General features: G+C 57.5%; 21 protein-coding genes and 1 pseudogene. 5 read left to right on the forward strand and 17 right to left on the reverse strand.

Going from position 1 to position 22,554, the window contains the following annotated elements:
• Positions 1-33 precede the first annotated feature (33 nt).
• The 7 genes and pseudogenes from FBZ99_RS26080 to FBZ99_RS26110 all read right to left on the reverse strand — a co-directional run bounded on the left by FBZ99_RS26080 (position 34) and on the right by FBZ99_RS26110 (position 7,684).
• Positions 34-636, reverse strand: coding sequence for a cytochrome c oxidase subunit 3 (locus FBZ99_RS26080; protein ID WP_145635663.1), 603 nt, complete (start codon positions 634-636; stop codon positions 34-36).
• Positions 633-2,546, reverse strand: a complete 1,914-nt coding sequence (gene ctaD, locus FBZ99_RS26085; protein ID WP_113353027.1) for a cytochrome c oxidase subunit I — start codon at positions 2,544-2,546, stop codon at positions 633-635. The genes FBZ99_RS26080 and ctaD overlap by 4 nt, the downstream gene beginning before the upstream one ends.
• Complete coding sequence (gene coxB, locus FBZ99_RS26090) at positions 2,543-3,541, reverse strand: cytochrome c oxidase subunit II (RefSeq protein ID WP_145635665.1); 999 nt, start codon at positions 3,539-3,541, stop codon at positions 2,543-2,545. The genes ctaD and coxB overlap by 4 nt, the downstream gene beginning before the upstream one ends.
• Positions 3,538-4,143 (reverse strand): c-type cytochrome, encoded by a 606-nt coding sequence (locus FBZ99_RS26095; protein ID WP_113421116.1) that lies wholly within the window; start codon positions 4,141-4,143, stop codon positions 3,538-3,540. The genes coxB and FBZ99_RS26095 overlap by 4 nt, the downstream gene beginning before the upstream one ends.
• Positions 4,144-4,169: 26 nt before the next feature.
• Positions 4,170-6,573, reverse strand: a pseudogene (locus FBZ99_RS26100) (FdhF/YdeP family oxidoreductase).
• 212 nt (positions 6,574-6,785) lie between these two features.
• Positions 6,786-7,511, reverse strand: a complete 726-nt coding sequence (locus FBZ99_RS26105; protein ID WP_113353024.1) for a metallophosphoesterase family protein — start codon at positions 7,509-7,511, stop codon at positions 6,786-6,788.
• A gap of 2 nt (positions 7,512-7,513) precedes the next feature.
• Positions 7,514-7,684, reverse strand: a complete 171-nt coding sequence (locus tag FBZ99_RS26110) for a hypothetical protein (protein WP_186450362.1) — start codon at positions 7,682-7,684, stop codon at positions 7,514-7,516.
• Between the two features lie 271 nt (positions 7,685-7,955).
• Between FBZ99_RS26110 and FBZ99_RS26115 the strand changes: the two genes are divergently transcribed.
• The 4 genes from FBZ99_RS26115 to FBZ99_RS26130 are packed head-to-tail and all read left to right on the forward strand — an operon-like array spanning position 7,956 to position 10,231.
• A complete protein-coding gene (locus tag FBZ99_RS26115) occupies positions 7,956-8,339 on the forward strand; it encodes a hypothetical protein (RefSeq protein WP_145635668.1) in 384 nt (127 codons plus the stop codon).
• Positions 8,336-9,553 (forward strand): Nramp family divalent metal transporter, encoded by a 1,218-nt coding sequence (locus FBZ99_RS26120; protein WP_145635670.1) that lies wholly within the window; start codon positions 8,336-8,338, stop codon positions 9,551-9,553. The genes FBZ99_RS26115 and FBZ99_RS26120 overlap by 4 nt, the downstream gene beginning before the upstream one ends.
• A 1-nt stretch (position 9,554) precedes the next feature.
• Positions 9,555-9,920: a hypothetical protein gene (locus tag FBZ99_RS26125; RefSeq protein WP_145635672.1), complete on the forward strand. Its 366-nt coding sequence runs from the start codon at positions 9,555-9,557 to the stop codon at positions 9,918-9,920.
• A complete protein-coding gene (locus FBZ99_RS26130; RefSeq protein WP_145635675.1) occupies positions 9,917-10,231 on the forward strand; it encodes a PRC-barrel domain containing protein in 315 nt (104 codons plus the stop codon). Before FBZ99_RS26125 ends, FBZ99_RS26130 begins: the two co-directional genes overlap by 4 nt.
• A gap of 307 nt (positions 10,232-10,538) precedes the next feature.
• Here FBZ99_RS26130 and FBZ99_RS26135 read toward each other — a convergent pair whose 3' ends face one another.
• The 8 genes from FBZ99_RS26135 to groES form a co-directional block, all read right to left on the reverse strand.
• The gene (locus FBZ99_RS26135; protein WP_145635677.1) at positions 10,539-11,048 is read right to left on the reverse strand and encodes an Hsp20/alpha crystallin family protein; all 510 of its coding nucleotides are present in this window, start codon (positions 11,046-11,048) and stop codon (positions 10,539-10,541) included.
• A 95-nt stretch (positions 11,049-11,143) separates the two neighbouring features.
• Entirely contained in the window at positions 11,144-11,620 is a 477-nt protein-coding gene (locus tag FBZ99_RS26140) for an Hsp20 family protein (protein WP_113353018.1), read from the reverse strand.
• A 284-nt stretch (positions 11,621-11,904) separates the two neighbouring features.
• Positions 11,905-14,115, reverse strand: a complete 2,211-nt coding sequence (locus FBZ99_RS26145) for an amylo-alpha-1,6-glucosidase (RefSeq protein ID WP_145635679.1) — start codon at positions 14,113-14,115, stop codon at positions 11,905-11,907.
• Positions 14,116-14,128: 13 nt separating this feature from the next.
• Positions 14,129-15,223: a glycosyltransferase family 4 protein gene (locus FBZ99_RS26150; protein WP_113353016.1), complete on the reverse strand. Its 1,095-nt coding sequence runs from the start codon at positions 15,221-15,223 to the stop codon at positions 14,129-14,131.
• An 84-nt stretch (positions 15,224-15,307) separates the two neighbouring features.
• Positions 15,308-15,721 carry a hypothetical protein gene (locus tag FBZ99_RS26155; protein ID WP_113388588.1) on the reverse strand — a complete coding sequence of 138 codons (414 nt, stop codon included), beginning with the start codon at positions 15,719-15,721 and terminating at the stop codon, positions 15,308-15,310.
• A gap of 292 nt (positions 15,722-16,013) precedes the next feature.
• Entirely contained in the window at positions 16,014-16,253 is a 240-nt protein-coding gene (locus FBZ99_RS26165; RefSeq protein WP_069614229.1) for a hypothetical protein, read from the reverse strand.
• 54 nt (positions 16,254-16,307) lie between these two features.
• Positions 16,308-17,936 (reverse strand): chaperonin GroEL, encoded by a 1,629-nt coding sequence (groL, locus tag FBZ99_RS26170; protein ID WP_145635681.1) that lies wholly within the window; start codon positions 17,934-17,936, stop codon positions 16,308-16,310.
• A gap of 54 nt (positions 17,937-17,990) precedes the next feature.
• Positions 17,991-18,305, reverse strand: a complete 315-nt coding sequence (gene groES / locus FBZ99_RS26175; RefSeq protein ID WP_113353012.1) for a co-chaperone GroES — start codon at positions 18,303-18,305, stop codon at positions 17,991-17,993.
• Positions 18,306-18,583: 278 nt separating this feature from the next.
• On the opposite strand from groES, the gene FBZ99_RS26180 reads away from it, so the two are divergent.
• Positions 18,584-18,856 carry an usg protein gene (locus FBZ99_RS26180; protein WP_069614226.1) on the forward strand — a complete coding sequence of 91 codons (273 nt, stop codon included), beginning with the start codon at positions 18,584-18,586 and terminating at the stop codon, positions 18,854-18,856.
• Between the two features lie 412 nt (positions 18,857-19,268).
• Here the strand turns inward: FBZ99_RS26180 and FBZ99_RS26185 are convergent, their stop codons facing one another.
• Together FBZ99_RS26185 and glgX are read right to left on the reverse strand one after the other, a co-directional pair.
• Positions 19,269-19,643 (reverse strand): GFA family protein, encoded by a 375-nt coding sequence (locus FBZ99_RS26185; protein WP_113396563.1) that lies wholly within the window; start codon positions 19,641-19,643, stop codon positions 19,269-19,271.
• A gap of 748 nt (positions 19,644-20,391) precedes the next feature.
• The gene (gene glgX / locus FBZ99_RS26190; protein WP_145635683.1) at positions 20,392-22,458 is read right to left on the reverse strand and encodes a glycogen debranching protein GlgX; all 2,067 of its coding nucleotides are present in this window, start codon (positions 22,456-22,458) and stop codon (positions 20,392-20,394) included.
• Positions 22,459-22,554 lie beyond the last annotated feature (96 nt).

Raw genomic sequence — 22,554 nt, forward strand, 5'->3', positions numbered from 1 at the left:
GGATCAAACCCCCATATTTTGCCGCCGTGGCCATCATAGACGTGGCACCCAGTAAATGCATGCGTACAAGGGAATCCACGCCACCACGACAAAGTTCCAGTACATTGCATTATCTTCGACATCGCCGAAGCGGCGCGGATTATCGGCATGCCTCGAAAACATCAGGCCGGTCAGTACCAGCGTATCGATGAGATCCGTGACGATGTGGGTCGTATGCAGCCCCAGCATGGTCCAAATGATCGAGCCATACGCATTATCGTCCCAGCGTATGTTGAGGACGGCGAATTCGAATCCGCGCAGGATCAGCGGCACCGCCCCGAGCACCGACATGACGATAAGCCCGATCCGCACCTTGTGTAGATCTCGTTGCCGTGCCCAGCGAGACACGAGAATGTTCGGCACGACGCTTGCCAGCAATATCGCGGTCAGGGTCGTTCCAGGAACGAGGCCCGGCGCCGGCGCGTCGATTGGCCAGTGCGGGGCGAGGCTCATCAAGTAGAAATAGATCGCGATCGCCAATGCGAAGCCGGACCCTTCTATGAGCATGAAGGCACAGGTTCCCCACCAGGTCGGGCTTGCCCTCCCCATGCCATGAGGCGGCAGCCTTGAAACATCGAGGACGACACGCTCCTTCATGATTCATCCTCCGGCGTCTGCTTCGGCCAGAACCAGCCAGTCAAGGCGATCCCGATCGGAATTGATCCCCAAATGACCGCCCAAGGCGAGAAGATCGACCAGATCAGCATCACCGTGGTGGCGAGAGCCGCCAGGAGCGGCCAGATCGAATTTCGTGGCGAGGACTCGCTTGCTTCCGGCCGCGCTTCGACGACGCTGCTGACGATCAATTCGCGCCGGTCGGTGCGCAACCCGCCGGCAACCGCGAGTTCATCCGGCTGCGACCACAGGGGATCACAAGCGTCGACGACCGGGATATGGCGGAAATTGAAGCATGGCGGCGGTGACGATGTCGCCCATTCAAGCGTCGAGGCATTCCATGGATTCTCACCGGCAATCTGCCCGGACCGAGCGCTACGGATGACATCGATGAAGAAGACGAGGAATCCCAGTGAAAGGATAAGGGAGCTGAAGCTCACGAACATGTTCATGCCGGCCCAGGGCATTTCCGGCTGATAGGTGTAGATGCGCCGCGGCATGCCCTCGAGCCCGAGAATATGCATTGGAAAGAAGGTCAGGTTGAAGCCGGCAAAGATCAGCCCGAACGCCCAGCGGCCGAGCGTCTCGCTCATCATCCGTCCAGTCATCTTGGGAAACCAGTAATAGATGGCGCCGAGCAAGGGAAAAACGGCGCCGCCGACCAGGACGTAATGGAAGTGTGCGACGACGAAATAGGTGTCGTGCACCTGGGTATCGAACGGAACCGAGGCGACCATCACCCCGGTCAGCCCACCGACGACGAAGGTCACGATAAAACCGATGACGAACAACAGTGGTGTCTTGAAGACAGGTCGTCCGCTCCATAGCGTCGCCAGCCAGCAAAATATCTGGATGCCGGCGGGAATGGCAATCGCCATGCTGGAGGCGGTGAAGAAGCTCTCGCCGAGCTTCGGCAGGCCGACAACGAACATATGATGCACCCAAAGGCCGAAAGCCAGGATTCCGGTTGCGATCAGGGCCATGACAAGCGGAAGATAGCCGAATACGGGGCGGCGCGAGAAGGTTGCCGTTATCGTCGACACCATGCCGACGGCTGGCAGGAAGATGATATAGACCTCGGGATGGCCGAAGAACCAGAACAGATGCTGCCATAGCAGCGCATCGCCGCCCTCCGCGGGATTGTAGAAATGCGTCCCCACCAGACGATCGAGGATCAGCGTCGAGCTGGCGAGCATGATTGCCGGCATGGCCATGATAACGAGGAAGGCCGTGACGAGCATCGACCAGACGAACAGCGGAATGCGGTCGAGCGACATGCCCGGCGCACGCTGCTTGAAGACGGTGACGACGATTTCCACCGCGACGGCTAAGGCCGCGACTTCCGTGAAAGTGATCATCTGCGCCCAGAGGTCGGCGCGCTTGCCCGCGCCATATTGCGGACCGGACAAGGGCACATAGGCAAACCATCCGACATCGGGCGCGGTATCGAGCGCAAACGAGATCCACAACAACAGACCGCCGGCGAGATAGATCCAATAGGAAAAGGCATTCAGGCGCGGAAAAGCGATATTGCGGGTGCCGACCATGAGCGGCACGAGATAGACCGCCATGGCTTCCATGACCGGCACGGCAAACAGGAACATCATGTTTGAGCCATGCATGGTGAAAATCTGATTGTAGCGGTCCGGGCCGATGAAACGCGCCTCCGGCTGCGCCAACTGCAGCCGCATTGCGAGCGCGAGCAGCCCGCCCAAGGCGAGAAAAACGAATGCGGTAACGATGTAACGGCGGCCGACGATCTTGTGATCGACTGTCGTGAGGGCACCCCAGACACCAGTCGGCGTCATCCAGGTCCGCGCAAGCCGCCGTTCGAGCTCGCCGTCCTCGAACATCAAATCCGTCGGTTGTGTCGGTTTGTCGTCCGCCGTCATCGCAGACTTTCCATATAGGCGGAAAGCTGCCGCAGCTCGTCACTGGAAAGTGGAACCATCGGCATGTTGTTTCCCGGTTTCAAGGTCTGCGGATCGGCGATCCAGGCGGCAAGTGAACCGCGGGTATTATCGAGCAACCCTGCCGCGATCGTCTGGCGACTGCCGACATGGGTCAGGTCCGGCCCCGTCGATCCCGATGCCTCGGTTCCGCGTATGGTATGGCAAGCCGCGCAAGGCTTGCGCATGAAGAGAGCCTTGCCGGCCGCAGCCTCTGGATGGGCCGGCGATACGCTATTGGCCTTCTGGGCGGCGGCCCAGCGCTGATAGGCGGCCATGTCCTCCGCGATGACGAACAGCGCCATATGGCTGTGCTGAAGCCCGCAGAATTCCGCGCATTGACCGCGATAGACACCTGGCCGTTCCGCTCGTATGGATATGACGTTCTGCCGGCCGGGAATGAGGTCGCGCTTACCGGCGAGGCTCGGTACCCAGAAGGAATGAATGACATCCAGGCTTTCAAGCTCGATGCGAATATCGACACCAACCGGGATATGCATCTCATTGGCCGTCTGAAAGGACTTGGTCGGATCGACATCATCATAGATGAATTGCCACCACCATTGCTGGCCGCGAACCTTGATCGTAAGACCGGCATCCTCGGACATGCCGAGGCCGCGCGTTGCATGGAAGCTCGCAATCGTCAAACCCGCGATGATGACAACAGTCGCCGCGACGGCCGCCGTCACCAGCTTACCCATCCGCCGCTCAGTCTGGGAGTTTGGACTTTCCCGCGGGGTCCTGGCGCGCAGCAATGCGAGGACCAGGACGATCATGATGAGCGTCCACACGGCACAGCAGACCACCACAATCCCGATGATGAGATGCTTGAGCTGAACGGCCGCGGCCCCCTCGGCATTCAGGGCGGACTGAGCGCCGTTGCATCCTGCAATTAGGATGGCGGACAGGAGCAGGAAAACGGCAGCGCCCGCTTTCAATGGGGTGGCTCCTGTACAGCGTTCGGTCCGGCAGGGCCCTCGTCGAACAGAATTGCCGCCGGCGCGCGGTTTTCCGCCGGGCGGGTCTGCTTATCGTCATTGCGGCTCGGCGCGGTGGTCTTGGCCTTATATGCGCCGATCGTCTGGACGTAGCCTGCGAGTTGCCAGATCTCGTCAATCGTCATCTTGTCGCGAAAAGCCGGCATTCCATGCGGCCGGCCATCGCGGATGGAGGCGGCTATCGACACCATCTCCGGACCATAGAGCCACCAGCCATCCAGGAAAGATGGACCGATCCCGCCACGCCCGTCGCCATGGCATGCCCCGCAACCGAACCAGGAATAGAGCCGTTTGCCCTGGCTAAGATCGTAAGCGGTGGTCTCATAGGGTTTGCCGAGGGCAAAATAGATTTCCGGCGGAGTGCCGCTGATACCGTTTGGCATCAGGCGCAGCTCGGCCAAGGCTGCTCCGACGGCGGGATCGGTTCGATATTGTCGCCCTTCTCGTGCATCGCCGATGAGCGCGGCCGCGCCGAGGGTCACCAGAAAAACAACGGCTACGAATGTGCGATCAAGGAATTCTCTACTTACCTCCCACGGCATGGCTGATATTCCAACCTGTTCGGGATTCAATGAACCGGAGCCGCGCCAGAGCGGACAAGGCGCACGGGCAGCAGCTTGTAAGACGGCGTCTTCGCCTTGGCGTCATGATGGCTCAACGGGAACAGCGGGTTGGCTTCCGGGTAGTAGGCGCAGCAACATCCTTCCGGCATGTCATAGGCAACAATGGTGAACCCTGTAACCCGCCGCTCCGTTTCCCGATCGATCGCGGTCACCAGATCGACGGCCTCGCCGTTACTGAAGCCTAGGCGCCCTATATCGTTTGTGCTGACGAAGACGACCCGCCTGGTTCCTTCTATACCGCGATAGCGGTCGCTAAAGCCATAAATCGTCGTGTTGAACTGATCGTTGGAGCGCAACGTCGCGAGATGAAGGACATCGTCGCTTTGCGCATCGAGCGAAAACTCCGGAAACAGGCGGTCAGGCGTAATGAAATTGGCCTTGCCGTTGGGGGTCACCCATTTACGTTCCCGCGCGGGCAACGGTCTTGGAATGCCGCCAGGATGGAACATGCGCTCGTTGAAGTCCTTGAACGTCTCCGGATAGGTTTGCTCGATGGCGTCGCGGATGGTCGAATAGTCAGCAACCCAGCGGTCCCATGGCACGACGCCCTTGGCAAGCGTCGCCTTTGCCATTCCGGCGATGATTGCGGGCTCGGAAAGCAATTCCGGACTGGCGGGCTTGGCCCTTCCACGCGAGCCGTGAAAATGCGCGACCGAGCTTTCCATCGAAACGGCCTGCGGGCCGCTCGCCTGTTCATCGATTTCGATGCGGCCGAGGCACGGTAGGAGATAGCCGATTTCGCCATGAATGACGTGGCTTCGATTAAGCTTGGTGGCGATCTGGACGGTCAGGCGCAGCTTCCGCCATGCATTCTCCATCGCGACGGTTTCAGGAATGGCTCGCAGAAAATTTCCGCCGAGGCTGACGAACGCCCGCGTCTCGCCCTCAAGAATCGCTTTGCATGTTTCGACCGTGGTGTGGCCGATCCATTCCGGCGGTTCGAACTGATAAAGTGCGGCCAGCTTGTCCAGCGGCACGAGGCCTGGCTTTTCCGTGATCCCCACCGTGCGCTGACCCTGAACATTCGAATGGCCACGGACTGCGCAGATATTGGCCCCCGGCTTACCGATATTGCCGCGCAGAAGCGCGAGATTAACGACCATATGTACGTTTTGGACACCCATGACATGCTGCGTAAGGCCCATGCCATAGACCATGAGAACCGCATTCGAGTTGGCATAGGTCGAAGCAGCCTGCTGCATCTGGGCCCGCGTCAGGCCCGAGACACGCTCCAGCTCGGCCCAATCGTAGTTTCGCGTCGCGGCTGCGAACTCCTCGAAGCCCGCGGTATGTTGGCGGATGAAATCGTGGTCAAGGACATGCTTCTTGTCGGCGGCGGCCATCGCTGCGGCAAAGGCGACCGTTCCGGCATCGGAGGGATCGTCCGGTATCGCATCGCTTCCCGCGACCTTGCTGGTACCGGATGCTTTCAGAGCATCGTCGGCCTCGATCAGCGCCTTGCACACTCCGAAAAGCGCGGCGATATCGCCGCCGTTCTTGACCTGGTAGTATTCCGAGGAAATCGGCGTTTCCTTGCCGGTGAGCATCTGACCGGGCATCTGAGGATTGATGAAACGCCTGCAGCCCCGGCTCGGGAAGTGGGTTGAAGGTGACGATCTTGACGCCTCGGTTGACCGCATCCTGCAGGTCGTGAAGCATTCTCGGCGAGGACGTACCAACGTTCTGCGCAAGATAGAAGATGCAGTCGCAATTTTGGAAATCGGACAGAATGGCCGTACCGATCGAAGCGCCGATGCTTTCCGGCAGGGCGACGGATGTGCTTTCGTGGCACATGTTTGACGAATCCGGCAAATGATTGCTGCCGTATATGCGCGCGAACAACTGATACATGTAAGCCGTTTCAAGCGACGCCCGCCCAGACGTATAGAAATCAACCTGCTCTGGGGACAGCGCCCTCAACTCGCGGCCGATCTCCTCAAAAGCCACATGCCAGGCTATGGGTACGTATTTGTCCTTTTCCGCATCCCAGCGCATGGGATGCGTCAAACGCCCTTGTTCCTCGAGATCATGGTCGGGCCAGGTTTCAAGTTCGGTGAGCGTATGTGCCGCGAAGAAGGCACGATCGGCGCGCCGGTTGGTAAATTCCCAACTGGTAGCCTTGGCACCATTTTCGCAGAATTCCAACGGATGAGGCTTGGCAGGCTTGCCCCAAGCGCAACTGACACACATGTAGCCGTCGGACTTGTTCTGATGCGCCAGAAGGGATGGACCCGCGAGCGGAATATGCTCCCGAAGGAGAATGCCACCCACCGACTTCGCAGAACCCCATCCACCTGCTGCGGGTTTGCCGGCTGTTTTCGATGGTTCGTTTCTCGGGTGGGTAGCCATGATGAAGATCCTCGATTTCCCACAAAGAACCAACGACAAGCTTTTCTGTTCCCTAGCGCCCGTGCCGGCGACGACGGCCATGGCGTCAGCTGGCATTGCCGCTAGAGCCGAATGATTTTAGGTCGAGTCGACCTAAAACCTGAATTCGCTCTAGAATCAAAAAAGTAGAGCGTGATGTCGTCCGAAAACCGCATACACTTTTCGGCATCACTCTAGAGATCGATGAGTGCGTAAGGCTTGCCCGTGGGTTTCTCGATGTGGGCGGCGACATTGAAAACTGGTGCTCCTGCGGGGGTCCGGCCCTCATAGCTGCCCCGGTGCGCGTGTCCATGGACGACTGCATCGACTTTGAAGCGATCGATCGTTTCGGCAAGACGCGATGAGCCGAGAAAGGGAAAGATTTCCGGCGGTTCGCCGACGACTGTATCCGTGATCGGCGCATAGTGCAGAACCACCATGGAGCGGCTGGCCCGAACCTGACGCATGGCGTTTTCCAGCCGCATGGTTTCATCGACGCTTTCAGCAACCATCGCCTTGATGGCGGGCTCTCCGAAGGAACTCAGCATGTAGCGTCCAAACCCTCCGGCAAAACCTTTCACGCCGACGAAGCCAACTCCGTCGATCTCCACTGCTCGGCCGTTCAAAAGCTTCACGCCAACGCCCGTGAGAATGGACGTTACCTCCTCGACGGCACCGCTTTCATAATCATGATTTCCGAGCACCGCCACCACCGGAACCGTGCAGTTGCGCAGGTCGGCAGCAAGCAATTCGGCCTCTTTCGGCTTGCCGAGGTCGGTCAGATCGCCGGCGATGACCAAGACATCGGCGACCGAACAAATGTCGGCAAAAAGCGCCTTATAGGATTGCTCCCGATCTTCCTTGACATGAAGGTCTGCGACGGCAGCGACTCTCAATTTCCGTCGTTGATCATTGGCCATCGTCAACTCTCCTCTTCGTCGCGCCATTCGCCGTCGCCGCTTACGTCGGCGAAGCCCCATTCCTTCACGTCAATTTCAAAATCAACACGAGAATACATCCGGCCGCGGCATATCTTCGTCTGTGGCAAAGGCAGGTCACGCTGAGCGCTTAAACGGTCGAGTAGCTCGTCCATCAGCCAGTCACACCGTCGACGGGCGGTTGTTCCATTGCCCATTTAAGACCGATGTTGATCCGCCACTGAGCGCACGGACAACAGATCATCAGTAAGGGGTATTCGCGAACTGCTTGTCCTTGCAAACGCATCGCGGTGGTCGAGGTGCTAAGCCGTCCGCCCCGATTAAGGCTTCTATGACGGTACCAACCCTCACTGCGTTGGAACTCACCCGGCTCTATTCGATTATATGAGGAAAAGGAGCTGCGCGGGACGCCACGAGGACTCGGTCGTGAAACTGTTTATTGTCGCCCTTTTCCTAGTCTGCTTAACGTCCTGCTCGGATGAACAGCAACAGCGCGACCGAAAAATTCGTGATGTGCTCTCATGGAGCGCGACGGCGGAGATGGTCTTGGACGCGCGAACGGAAATGCGCGTATCGAATAGTTTTGCCATCCTAACGATAGAGCGGTGCGCAAAGGAAATCGGCTCCCTATCGAAGGAGCTTCCGACATTCCCGGAGAATTTGGCTGCCCTCGCCGGCCGGTTGAATATGGTCACCGGTTCAGCGCATCGCGAGCTCATCAATGGCCGGACGGATGGGCTTTCCCAATATGTTCGCGATTTGCGAAGCTTCGAAAGCGAGTTGAGAGCTAAATCAGGAGCAGCAGATTGAAGAAATTGCTGCAGGTATCGCTTGGCGTCATCACCAGCATCGGCGGTTTTCTTGAAACGGGAAATATCGCGACCTCCGCCCAAGCAGGAGCAGCCTATGGTTATACTCCCCTTTGGGCTATTGTTCTCGGCACGATCTGTGTGATTTTCCTCGTTGAAATGTCGGGGCGCTTCGCAATCGCGAGCCATTATACGATCGTCGACGGAATTCGGGATCGCTTCGGCTCCAATATTTTTCTTCTCACTGCATCCGTGGTCTTTATCGTCAATCTTCTCGTTCTTGCCGCCGAAATCGGCGGCATCTCGCTTGCGCTGCAATTCCTGACTGGCGTGAAATTTCCGTGGTGGTCATTGCCGGTGACATTTACCGCTTGGCTGCTGCTCTGGCGGGGCACATTCGGCCTTATCGAGAATGGCATATCGTCTTTGGGGCTTCTGGCGCTCTCTTTCGTCGTCGCCGCGCTTGTCATGGATCCGCACTGGGGCGAAATCGCGAAAGGACTTGTGCCGACGCTGCCGAGTAAAGATCCGCTACATTATAGCTTCATCGTCGTCGGAATATTGGGCGCTGTCATTTCGCCCTATCTCTTTTACTTCTATTCCTCGGGTGCCATCGAAGACGAATGGGACAAGACCTACTTTGGCGCCAATCGCGCGATCGCGATCCTTGGCATGAGTTTCGGCGCGATCATTACCGCCGCAGTGATGGTTCTGGCTGCAATGATTTATCCCTCCAACGGGATTGAGGATATTGAAGGATATGAGCAGATTGCCATGATCCTCACGCCCGCCTTTGGAAAATGGGGACTTTGCCTCTTTGCGATCTCGCTCGGGATTACATGTTTGGGCGCGACCCTCGAGGTGAGCCTGGCACAAGCCTATCTAATCGCACAAGGCTTCGGATGGAATTGGTCGGAAAACATGAAGCCGAAAGAAAATCCCGCCTTCTGCCTTGTCTACACAGCCTGCCTTCTGATTGCCATGATCCCAATCGTCATCGGCTTGGATCCGCTTCGGATCACCATCTTTTCGATGGCCCTCTCAGCTCTCAGCCTGCCGTTCGGCGTGGTTCCCTTCCTTATCCTGATGAACGATCCGACCTATGTAGGGAAGCACAGAAACGGGTGGATCAGCAATGCCGCGGTCATCTTTATCGTCGCGATGGCTTTCGTGCTTTCGATTGTAACTACACCTCTGGAGATCCTGGGAGGCTGACATGTATCTTGTGCGCGACGTTCTGGATAAGCAGGTGGTCGATCGCAGACAGGCTCGTATCGGAAAGGTCGACGGTATCGTGCTTACGACCGAAAACGACGACCGGCTCAAGATCAGCTTTGTCGAAATGGGCCATTTGACATTGCTGCGAAGGCTGAGCCAGCGCCTATATCGCTGGCTGCTTGCCTTTTCCCAACGGGTGCGGGCAGAGCGCGATCAATGCCCCTATCGGATTCCTTGGTCGAAGGTCACTGATGTGGGCATCGACATTGAAATTGATATCGACAACAGCGAAACGCCGCTAGAACAGAAGCAGGAATGGTTGAGACAACATATTCTCAGGCACATTCCGGGAGGGTTGTTATGACGGAGATACATCTGGAGCTCCTGCTTGGAATGAAGGTTCACGACTTAAATGGTCAACCGATCGCACGCTTGGAAGAGATCAAAGCGGAAGCTGCGGACGAAGATTTCTTTGTTGTTGAATATCACCTTGGAGCTCTTGGCTTTCTGGAAAGAGTATCGGCAACGACGATTGGCAACGTCATGTTACGGCTCTTCGGATTCGAACAGCGGTCGACTGGCTATATCGTTCCATGGGATAAGCTCGATGTAGGGAATTCTGGTCAACTTAAACTCCGATGTACCGTCGACGAACTCAGGACGAGCACACCGTAACGTATTTCGGCTAAAACGTGGTGCATTGGGAATCCTCCTTACTTGACCTCGCTGTCGAGCCAGACGGTCACCTGTTTGATTTCCTTCTACGGACGGATCACTCACACTTCTTATGATTGTCGGCAGTTTATCATATGACGATGAGGCGAGACCTTCCGGGTGCGAGATCGAAAGATCAAAAGCCACGTCTCACGAGCACGCGCGACATCGGTTAGATGCTCGGCGAGAATTCGGTAGGTGGTGCTGCTTCGATCCATTAGGACCTTATTGGCGGCCGCCGGGGCAGCCGCCGGCTGGATTGAATCGATCAGCTCTTGATGGCGATGCGTTTGACTTGCGACTGCGCCTTCTCACTCTTCGGCAAGGTCACGGTCAGCACGCCATTCTTGAAGCGGGCATCGACCTGCTCTTCGTTGACCTCGACGTCAAGCGGGATGCGGCGCTCGAAGCGGCCGTAATAGCGCTCGGAGAACTGGCGATCCTTGTCCTCGTTCTCGGAACGCTTTTCGCCCTTCAGCGTCAGCACACCATCGTTGAGCAGGACCTCGATGTCGTTTTCCTCAAGCCCGGGCACTTCGGCGGTCACCTTGATCTCCTTGGCAGTGTCGGAGATCTCGACGTTCGGCCAGCCGGCACTGAAGACGGAGCCGTTTCCGAAGGATGACAGGCCGGTGCCGAAGCCGCGGAAGACATTATCAAATAGACGGTTTACCTCGCGATGAAGCGACAGGAAGGGATCACGGTCGTCATCGCGCAGGATAGTCGGAATCTGATTGCCATTGTTGCGATTCCAGGGAATCAAATCGCGAACACTCATGTTTTTCTCCTTTCCGTTTGCGCACTTGGCAAAGTTCGCCTGGAGGCGCCGAGCCATGCTCGGCGCCTTTGTGCGAATTGCGCTTGTGTGGAAGCTTAAGCCGCCTGCTTTTCGGCCTCTATTTGCTTCGTCTCAGGCTTTGATAGAGCCATGTCTGTCGTAATCGCGATCTGGCGCGGCTTCATTTCTTCGGGAATTTCGCGCTTGAGATCGATCGTCAGCAGACCATTGACGAGACCGGCACCTACCACCTTGACGTGATCGGCAAGCTCGAACCGGCGCTGGAACGAGCGGCCGGCGATGCCGCGATGCAGATACTGCACATCTTCAGCATTTGCCTTCTGGCCCGAGACGACGAGCATGTTCTGCTCCTGGGTAATCGTCAATTCGTCCTGCGAGAAGCCCGCCACTGCCATGGCGATGCGATAGCTATCCTCGCCGGACTTGACGATGTCGTACGGGGGCCAGTTGTCGATCGTGTCGACGCGACTTGCCGCTTCGAGCGCATTCAACATTCGATCGAAGCCGATGCTCGACCGGAACAGGGGTGAGAAATCGAGGTTTGTCCTCATAGCCATATCCTCCTTATAAGCAACATGGATACAAGGAGACGCCAAGAGCATGACGTCTCCTGGACTTCGTTCGATTCCCATTGGGCAATCGAACAATATTAATATAATTCCGTGGCTTACAGTTTCAAGAGTAGCGCAACTCCCCGACAAAAAAATTGATTTTCGCGTGACCAGATTCGGGTAATGCGGCAGATGCCGAGCGGCAGAGTTATCGCCCTGGTTGACGTACTGGCTCCGATAGAGAGAATAGGCAAGGCGACGACACTGCCTTCTTCGCCGCCCGCCTATGCCGTTGTCAGCACCCTGATATCGCCTCGACGATCAATGACGTCGACCACGACCTGGCGATCGGATCGGCGGATGGTGACGTCGGCCGACCCATTGCCGATCTGCAGGCGTCGCAGCGACACCTCATCGAGGAAAGGGGGCAGCTGCGGCTCGTTGAAGCTGACGTGCTGCGCGTTCGGATCAAAATCAAGGCCTAGGCACGATTGCAGCAGGAAGAGCGGCGCGGCAGCCGCCCATGCCTGCGGAGAACAGGCGACTGGATAGAAGGTCGGTCCCTGCGCCTGCTGGCGCGGCAGCCCGCAGAAGAGTTCAGGAAGCCGGCGCAGGTCGATATAGGTCGAGGCCGTAAACAGGCCTTCGAAAATCCGCGCTGCTTCAGCGCGATAGCCGTAGCGGGCAAGGCCGGCGGCAATCAGGGCATTGTCATGCGGCCAGATCGAGCCGTTGTGATAGCTCATGGGATTGTAACGCGCCTCGGTCGAGGCGATGGTGCGGATACCCCAGCCGCAGAAGGACGAAGCACCCATCAGCGTTCGGGCAACGACGCGTGCCCTTCCGGGATAGGCTATGCCGGTGAAGAGGGCATATCCAGCATTGGACGATCGAACCCTGCAAGGGCGCTTATTTCCGTCCAAAGCAAGTACATAAGTGCCGAGTTCCTCGTCGAAAAAGCTCGTGTCGAAAGCCCGGCGCAAGGCCTCCGCCCTCGCCAGGAATTTCGCGGCTCGTTCCGCCTTGCCGAGCCTGCGAAAGATCTCGGCGGCCCCCTGCCAGGCGCCGTAGAGATAGGCCTGCACCTCGACAATCGCGATCGGTCCCTTCGCAAGCGTGCCGTCGATGTGAAAGATGGAATCGTGGCTGTCTTTCCAAGCCTGATTGATTAGGCCCTCTTCTGTCCGTCGTCCATATTCGACGAAACCGTCGCCGTCTCGATCGCCATGTTCGTCGATCCAGGCAAGAGCCGCCTCGATGGCAGGGAGCAGCGACTGGATCGTGGCAAAATCTGCCGTACGTTTGAGGTATTCGCCAGCCAGCAGCACGAAGAGGAGCGTGGAGTCGATACTGCCATAATAGCGGCGGAAAGGCACTTCACCGAGTTCGGCCATCTCTCCATAGCGGACCTCGTGCAAAATCTTGCCTGGTTCCGCGTCCGCGATAGGGTCGATCTCCGCCGCCTGGTTGGCCGCCAGGTGGCCGAGCACCCCGCGGGCGATCTGCGGATCGAGCCAGAGCGTTTCCAGCGCGGTGATCAGGGCGTCGCGGCCGAAGACGGTGCTGAACCAGGGAATGCCGGCATAGGGATAAGGTCCTTCCGGCTTGTCGGTCATCAGCATGTAGAGGTCGGAGACGCTGCGGCGAACCACCTCGTTGAAGATCTCGTTGGACGTAACGATCGATGCCGCGCGTGAGGAAGACGAACGCAAGGCTCGGCGCGCATCCCTTAGAGCAAGGAAAAAGGAACGGTGGCTCGGTCGCCGGTCAGCGACCCGATCGCAACCTATCTCGACGAAAAACGATCGCGCCTCATGCGGCTCAAGATGGAGATCATAAATAACCTGATCGCTGCAAATTTGATCCGGCCTTGGATCAAAGCAAATGCGGGTCGACCGCTTTCGCTCATCAAGCCCGATATAAGAAAGCAAGATCGAATCCTGCTCCACCACGGGGGTAAGATGGCGGCCTTTACGCACTCTCACAGTTCCGCGAACCTCGAACAGGTCGGCGAAATCGGCCGCAAATACGATTTCGACACGAACATGCTGCCGCCGATCGTCATAATTCCGGATGGCCAGCCGCTCGTAGCAACCGCCATTCCACAAGAAGCGGGATCTGCGAAGATGAATGAGATCATGGCCGAGCGTGAGCTTACCTTTTTCGTCGAAAAGATCGGGGTTGGTGAGATCGCAGGTGAGCGTCGCGTTATCCTCACGCAGCGTCGACGACAACAGCATTGGCCGCTTGCCGTTGATCGTCAGATAGAAATGCGAGAGATAACGCGTATCACGATGGAAAAGGCCCTCCGGGCTACCAGGCCCGGAAAGCGCATCGCCATTGTGGTCGAAGACGGCGAAGGTATCGCCGTGCTTCAAGGTGCGCGGTCGCCGCTCCTGCAGGGATGCGGTTGCCGGTATGAAGAATTGCGCCACCGGGGCGGCCGGCTCTGCCGACGCGACGGATGGCTTGCTGTCCACAGAAGCGGTCGACATGCTGCCATGTCTCCTACGCCACGACCTGGAGATCCAGATCCTGGCCATTGGCTCGGCGCAGTGACGCCGCCTTCGTGCGAACGCCGGGCAGGTTACGATAGATAGCGAGATAGTCTCGCGCCATCCGTTCCGCGCTGAAACGCCGTTCGAAAGTCGCGCGTACCTTGTGGCGATCCATGCGCAGCGCCCATTCGACATTCTCGGCCGCCTCCGTAACACTATCGACGACGATGCCTGAAACACCGTTGTCAATCACTTCCGGAACCGAACCGCATCCGAACGCGACTACCGGGGTGCCGCATGCCATTGCCTCGATCATCACCAGCCCGAACGGTTCGGGCCAGTCGATCGGGAAAAGCAACGCGCCGGCATTACCAAGGAAATCGGCCTTCTGGTGCTCGTTGATTTCGCCGATGAACTCGACGTTCGGATGGCTCTTGACCATCGGCGCGATCACCGTGTCCCAATAGGCCTTGTCCGCATTGTCGATCTTGGCGGCGATCTTCAGCGGCATACCAACCTTGGTTGCGATGCGGATCGCGCGATCCGGACGTTTCTCGGGGGAGATTCGTCCCAGGAAGGCAAGATAGTTGCCTTTGGGCTTTGCCGTGAAGGAAAGAAGATTGGTCGGAAGACCGTGATACACAGTTCCGGACCAGTTGACCGGTGGCATCGGGCGACGCTGATCATTGGAGATCGATACAAGCGGGATATCAGGAAAAGCCTTGTAGAAAGGCTTGAGATCCGGCAGGTCGAGACGTCCATGTAGCGTCGTGACTGTACGATCCGAAAAATCCCGGATCAGCGGGAAATGCAAGAGATCAATATGGAAATGTAGGACATCGAATTCATGCGCCCGCCGGCGGATCTCCTCCAGCAGGACGACTTGATGCGGAAGATGATCCTTGACGGCCGGATTGAGCCTGAGCGCGACCTCCGAGCACGCCACCAAGGTTGCATCGGTAACGGAGTCACCGCTAGCAAACAGCGTGACGTCGTGACCCTGAGCGACAAGTTCTTCGGTAAGATAGGAAACGATGCGCTCGGTTCCCCCATAAAGCTTCGGCGGAACGCTTTCGGCAAGCGGCGCAATCTGGGCGATCTTCATCGGCAAAACCTCCTCATAAGAGCAAAGAATGGACGGCAAAAATCGGGTAGCGTCCTAAAAAGGCACGCGTTTACAAGGCGATGTCTAGGCTTCTGATATCTGGCGGCGGCGACCTCCCTTTCTAAGGCTGCTAGAAACAAAACGGCCGGTAAAACGGCGCAGCCGCGATCTCTGGCGACGAAGTTTATCGGCCTCCGCAGGCCGCGACGAGATCATGTCTTGGCCGTCATCCAAGGACTTTAAAGCGGCGATGATGTCGTCATAGGAGACGACATGGTCCGCGCCTGGAAAGCGCCGAAAGCCGGGCATCGATTCGATTGCGAATATATCCGAGGCCCAGGATGCAAGAATGGCGCGCTTGTGATCCTTCGTGATATGCTCCGCCGACAGAACATCGCGCGGATGGGCAAAATGTCGGGCAGGATACAACAAATGCGCCGAGGTGACCGCAGCGGTGGATGGGTCGCTCATTGTGATACTGTCGGTTTCCTTTCTCATATCTGGCTCCATCGATGTCTGATCGCTGAGTTCTGGCCACGTTAGGAAGCTTCAGCTTGGTCCGTTACCCTCCATGGCGCCCCCTCAGCAAATGAATTGCCTTCGAGCTCGGAGAGTGCCGCCGCGCGCAAGGCTGACGGTTCGTGCAGGGCTCTGCTATAATATCTTGCGACCGTCGTCATGATCTGCGCAACGGCAGTAGGATCACGTGAGACCCCTTTTCCACGCGCTATCGATTTGACAACGTCCATGCAGATCCGCAGATCTTCCCGCGAAAGAGAAAGATGGCTGTTCATCCTTCCGCCACCTCCGGAAAGGTGCCGCGCGCACCCTGCACCAGTATTTTCAACTGCCGCGGATTTCGTACTCCCTGGCGGTATAGTTCTATTACTATAGCAGCGATCCGCTCGCCCTCTTCCGATTTGCGCGGAATATCCGCCGCTGCCCGGATCTCATCAAAAACGCGCTGACAAAGGTCCAGGTCGCGCGAATCGAGCGGCGCATCTGATCTCTTGATGATCGTCTGAACCATTCGTGATCTCCATTGCGGAGCCCGCTCCACCAGAAGGTGGAGCGGGCTTGACCGTTAGAAGTCCATTCCAGCTCCAGCAGGCAATGCGGGAGGTGCCTCCTTCTTCGGCTTTTCGGCAATCATGGCTTCCGTCGTCACCAGCAAGCCCGCGACCGAAGCTGCATCCTGAAGTGCGGTGCGCACGACCTTGGCTGGATCGATGACGCCTTGAGCATAGAGATCGCCGTATTCATTCGTCTGGGCATTCCAGCCATAGGAGAAGTCGGTCTTCTCGCGCAGCTTGCCGACGATGATCGAACCTTCCGCGCCGGCATTCTCTGCTATTTGGCGAACCGGCGCCTCGATTGCCCGGCGAACAATATCGACGCCGACGCGCTGGTCGTCGTTTTCCGTCTTGAGACTGTCAAGCGCCTTGACGGCTCTCAGCAGAGCAACGCCGCCGCCCGGCAGGATGCCTTCCTCGACCGCGGCTCGGGTCGCATGCAGCGCGTCATCGACACGGTCCTTCTTTTCCTTCACTTCGACTTCGGTCGAACCGCCAACGCGGATAACGGCAACGCCGCCAGCGAGCTTGGCAAGGCGTTCCTGCAGCTTTTCGCGGTCGTAATCAGAGGTGGTTTCTTCGATCTGGGCCTTGATCTGGGCAACGCGGCCTTCGATGTCGGACTTGGCGCCAGCGCCGTCGACGATCGTGGTGTTTTCCTTCTCAATCGCCACCTTCTTCGCCCGGCCGAGCATGTCGAGGGTAACGTTCTCGAGCTTGATGCCGAGGTCTTCGGAGATGACAGTGCCGCCCGTCAGGATGGCGATGTCTTCCAGCATGGCCTTGCGGCGATCGCCGAAGCCCGGAGCCTTGACGGCAGCGATCTTCAGGCCGCCACGCAGCTTGTTAACGACGAGGGTCGCAAGCGCTTCGCCTTCGACGTCCTCAGCGATGATGAGGAGCGGCTTGCCGGTCTGAACGACGGCCTCCAGGATTGGAAGTAGCGATTGCAGGTTCGAGAGCTTCTTTTCATGGATGAGGATATAGGGATCCTCGAACTCCACCCGCATCTTGTCGGCATTGGTGACGAAATAGGGGCTGAGGTAGCCGCGGTCGAACTGCATGCCTTCGACGACTTCGAGTTCGGTTTCGGCGGTCTTGGCTTCTTCAACCGTGATGACGCCTTCGTTGCCGACCTTCTGCATGGCTTCGGCGAGATAACGGCCGATCTCGGCATCGCCGTTAGCCGAAATGGTGCCGACCTGGGCGATCTCCGCATTATTGGAGATCTTGCGGGCGTTGGTCTTCAGTTCCGCCACGACAGCGTCGACGCCGAGGTCTATGCCGCGCTTCAGATCCATCGGGTTCATTCCGGACGCGACCGCCTTGGCGCCTTCCTTGACAATCGCTTGAGCGAGAACCGTCGCTGTCGTGGTGCCATCGCCGGCAAGATCGTTGGTCTTGGAGGCGACTTCGCGCAGCATCTGGGCGCCCATGTTCTCGAACTTGTCTTCGAGTTCGATTTCCTTGGCGACGGTAACACCGTCCTTGGTGATGCGCGGAGCGCCGAAGGACTTGTCGATGACGACGTTACGACCCTTCGGGCCGAGCGTGACCTTCACCGCATTGGCGAGCACATCGACCCCTCGCAGCATGCGTTCACGGGCATCGGTGTGAAACTTGACTTCTTTCGCAGCCATTTCTTTAACTCCTCAATAGGCAGCTATCAGACTGATGGTTCGTGGCGTGGAGGCTCAGGCAGCCTGTTTCCGCTCGGCCTGGGCTTCAATAATGCCCATGACATCGCTTTCCTTCATGATGAGCAGGTCTTCGCCGTTGATCTTGATCTCAGTGCCGGACCATTTTCCGAACAAGATGCGATCGCCAGCCTTGACGTCGAGGGCCTGGATCTGGCCGGCGTCGTTGCGCGCGCCCGGCCCCACGGCGATAACCTCGCCTTCCTGCGGCTTTTCCTTGGCGGTGTCGGGAATGATGATGCCGCCCTTGGTCTTTTCCTCGGAATCGACGCGGCGGACAAGAATGCGATCATGAAGCGGTCGGAACGACATGTTTTCCTCCGTTGAGCAAAAAAGATGACGTTGATCCCCTCACCGGACCGGATGACCAGTCCGGGCGGGTGCAAAACCTCGTTCGAGCCTTTTGCGCGAAATGATCTGGTTTTGGGATTTTTCGATTTCAAGAGGGATGGACAAAAAAATTAGCACTCGCCTCAGGCGGCTGCTAACATGCTGGAATGGAACAAGAAAATGGCACTCTGCGTTGAAAACCCATTGATGGCCGCAAAAATTTGCGCCACCATCCGACTGTCACGAAACGGAGATGAAGCATGCGATTTTCGTCGGAACTGGAAGGTCAACTAAACGGCTATGGGCTGACCACCGCGCATATCCTCTATCACATTCCCGATTTCGAATCCGTCCTGCAGACCTACGTCTGGCAGGATTACGACCTGGCGCCCGATTTTCCCGAAATGCATAGGTTCCTCGATTTCTGGCAAACCAATCTCGACGGGCCGCTGCATTCCGTCCGCTACAGCCATCGGCGCCTGATCGGTCCAAACGAATGGCGTCGTGTCGAAGGCGAGTTCAAGCTCCATTAGGACCCGAACGGAAACTTTCCTTCCCCAGTCTTCGATAATCAAGGCTTGATGAGCTCGGTCGTTCTCCCTTGCCAACCCTCGACAGGCCGGGGAGGCTAAGGCTCAGCTCCTGCCGGGCGGAGAAGATTATCGGCTGGAAGGATTTGAATCCTTGCTGGTCTTTTAGGTTCATCAGGAACGGGGGCGCGTCATCCTCGTAACGCCCTCGTGATTATTTATTGCATGCGAAGAATGTCAGCATCGACGGGCCGATATCTCCATCAGTCCTGCTCACGGCTTTCGCCAATAACTTTGTCGATCAGACCTTCATTGCGTGGGAAGGCCGAGTAAGCGGAGAAGCATTCCAGTCACGCGTACCATTTGGTCCGCTTTTCCTGTTTTTGACGGCGGCTAGCCCGCCATCATGCGCGCCTCATCGTCTATCCTCCTCGTGCTGCTCCGCGCCTTCGATCGATGAAAGCCAGGGTTCCCGCCGTTTGGTCCAAACCTCATAGCTGGGTCTGAGATGCGTGGGTGCCGCGCTCAGGACTCCAAGCTTGATCTCGACCTCGCTATCGCCCACGGCAAACACGCGCGAACCGCAACGCGGGCAAAACTCGCGTCCAGCAAACTCGCTCGTCGCGCCTTCATAGTGAAATTCACTTGCGGGCCATAGGCCGAAATAAGTGAAGGCGGATCCGCTTTCCTGCCGGCAATCCGTGCAATGACAAATGCCGATACGTAGCGGTTTTCCGCGCACCGTTAGACGCACTTGCCCGCAACGGCATGATCCGGTTAATTCCTTCATGGGATTGTCCGCGTCATCGCTTACATTCGTGATTGGGCCTTCCCCGCGACTGACCTGTTCGGTCCGCCAGCGTCCATCGGACAGCTGGTAGCTGATTTCGGTATCTTCGCCGCCCTGCTGTTGGCGGGCCGCCGCAGATTTGGCGGCGGCAAGCGCACTCCCGTGATCGGGAAACGTCTCCGACCAAACATCACCGACGCGATAGGCAAAACCCTCGTCATGGATACCAACGTGATATGTTAACGGCATTAGTTCCTCCGGCTCGGCCGAGCACTCGTGGAATTTGGAAACGGTGCGACAAGGGTCGATCCCTTACAGGAGGAACACCCATGCATACACTCATGCATTATCTCACGGCCTCCCATCAAAGTTCGGAGACCAGGAAAAGTTTCCAAACAGCAACAGATATTTAGGTTTGCAAGAAACAAAACGGAGCCGACCGGCCTGGATTCCAGACCAAAATTCCGGTGAATGGCAGTTTTACATACCGCGAGAGCTAATGGGATGGGCAACCCGTATTGTTCGCGGCATAGCACAAGAAATCATATGAGCTACAAAACGACAACCAAGTGCCAATATTCGTTTCATCGGCGGCCGGGGCAGTGAGATAACTAAAGCCGCATACCGCCGGAATAACCTAATATCGACGGTACCTTCGACTGGACGGGATCGAGATTTCCGTCGCTTGTCCGAGCTTCCACGCTCTTAAAGACCCACGACGTGCATTTTCATTTCACTCACGCTTGTTTCAGGCGGGCCTCAAAAGCGAGAGACTGCGGGCTTCAAGTTTCAAGAATTTCTTGTCGACCCCGCCCCGATCCTGCCCATCAGGATCGGATGTCGATAGTTCCAGCGCCCAGCGTTTGTCATCCGGCAAGGTAAAGTCGACATCTCCATCACGAGGGTTGAAAAGGACTAGAATATCATCCCAGCCCTCTTCGAAGGGTTGCTCACGCGACAGGCGCAGGCCGATCGCCGTGTTTGCTTCATCGTCCCATTGCTCGTCCGTCTGCTCTCCGCCGGTCGGATTGAGCCAGGTGACAATCAGACCATCGCGCCAATTTTCTCGTCTGAGGATGGAATGTGCCTGACGCAAGGCGATCAGCCGTTTGACGAAGGTATAAAGCGCCTCGGCGCTGCCATATCGATCGTCCCAATGCAGCCAGCTGAGTTCGTTGTCCTGACAGTAGCCATTGTTGTTGCCCATCTGGCTGCGGCCGGCCTCATCACCCGCCAGCAGCATCGGCGTACCATGCGACAGAAAGAGGGTCGCGAGAAAATTGCGTTTCTGGCGCTCTCGAACGGTATTGATGGCTTCATCATCCGTCGGACCTTCAGCGCCGTAATTGTAGCTGCGGTTGTCGTTGTGGCCGTCATTGTTGTCTTCGCCATTGGCCTCATTATGCTTCTCGTTATAGGAGACGAGATCATTAAGCGTGAAGCCATCGTGGGCGGCGATGAAATTGACAGTGGCCCACGGGCGGCGGCCACGAAGATCATAAACGTCGCCCGACCCTAAGATGCGGGCGGCAAAATCCCTTGTCATGCCAGGTGTGCCCTTCCAGTAATCCCGGACCGTATCGCGATATTTGTCATTCCACTCCGCCCAGCCCGGCGGAAATCCCCCCACCTGATAACCGCCGGGGCCAATGTCCCACGGCTCGCCGACAAGTTTGACTTTGGCAAGCACCGGATCCTGGCCGACCGCGTCGAAGAAGCCGCTGCGCTGATCGAAACCCTGGGGTTCGCGGCCAAGAATGGTGCCGAGATCGAAACGAAAGCCATCGACATGCATTTCTTCGACCCAATAGCGCAGCGAGTCCGTCACCATTTGCAGCACGCGCGGATGCGACGTGTTGATCGTGTTGCCGGTGCCGGTGTCGTTGATGTAGTAGCGGGGCTGGTCCGGCAGGGTGCGGTAATAGGAGAAATTGTCGATACCCTTGAAGGAAAGGGTCGGACCGAGTTCATTGCCCTCCGCGGTATGATTATAGACGACATCGAGGATGACCTCGATACCGGCATCGTGGAAGGCACGCACCATGTCGCGAAAGCCTGAAAGGCCCTTAGGCCCGTAATAACGAGTTGCCGGCGCGAAGAAGGCAAGGCTGTTGTAGCCCCAATAGTTGTGCAAGCCCTTGTCGAGCAAGTGACTGTCATCGGGAAAGAAATGGATGGGAAGGAGTTCGATGGAGGTGACGCCGAGGCTCTTGATGTAATCGACGACCGCCCCGTGCCCCAGACCGTCAAAGGTGCCACGCAACGGCTCCGGAATTGCCGGATTCAGCATCGTCATTCCCTTGACGTGCGCCTCATAGAAAATGGTCTCAGGCCACGCGACCGACGGCTTGTTATCCGATGTTTCATTCTTGAGGTCGACCACACGGCATTTGGGCACCTGTCCGGCGCTATCGGTCTCGTCGAAGGAAAGATCCTTTTGCTCGTCGTCCAGACGATAGGCGAACTGGGCTTGCGACCATTCGATGTTGCCCACAAGCTCGCGGGCATAGGGGTCGACGAGCAATTTGTGCGCATTGAAACGATGCCCTTTTTCGGGATCGAACGGGCCGTGCACGCGGTAGCCATACAAGGCACCTGGCTTCAGTCCAGGCACATAGCCATGCCAGATTTCATGGGTATATTCCGGCAGAGCGATCCGCTCGACCTCCTTTCCGCTTTCGTCGAAAAGGCAGAGTTCCACCTTTTCCGCATAGGCGCTGAAAAGTGCGAAATTGACACCCTCTCCGTCATAATTCGCTCCCAGGCGCGTGTAATCTCCAGGCTCGATCGCATGCCTCTTGCCGCCTTCCGTCATGAAATCCTCGTGATCGTTGCTGCGCAGCAGAAACACCCTGTGAAGCGCTTTGTTCCGGCTTTGAGGTCGGACTACGCATGCATCGGCGCCAGGATC

This window comes from Rhizobium sp. ERR 1071 (genome assembly GCF_007828675.1).
In the GTDB taxonomy this organism is placed as follows: Bacteria; Pseudomonadota; Alphaproteobacteria; order Rhizobiales; family Rhizobiaceae; genus Rhizobium; species Rhizobium dioscoreae.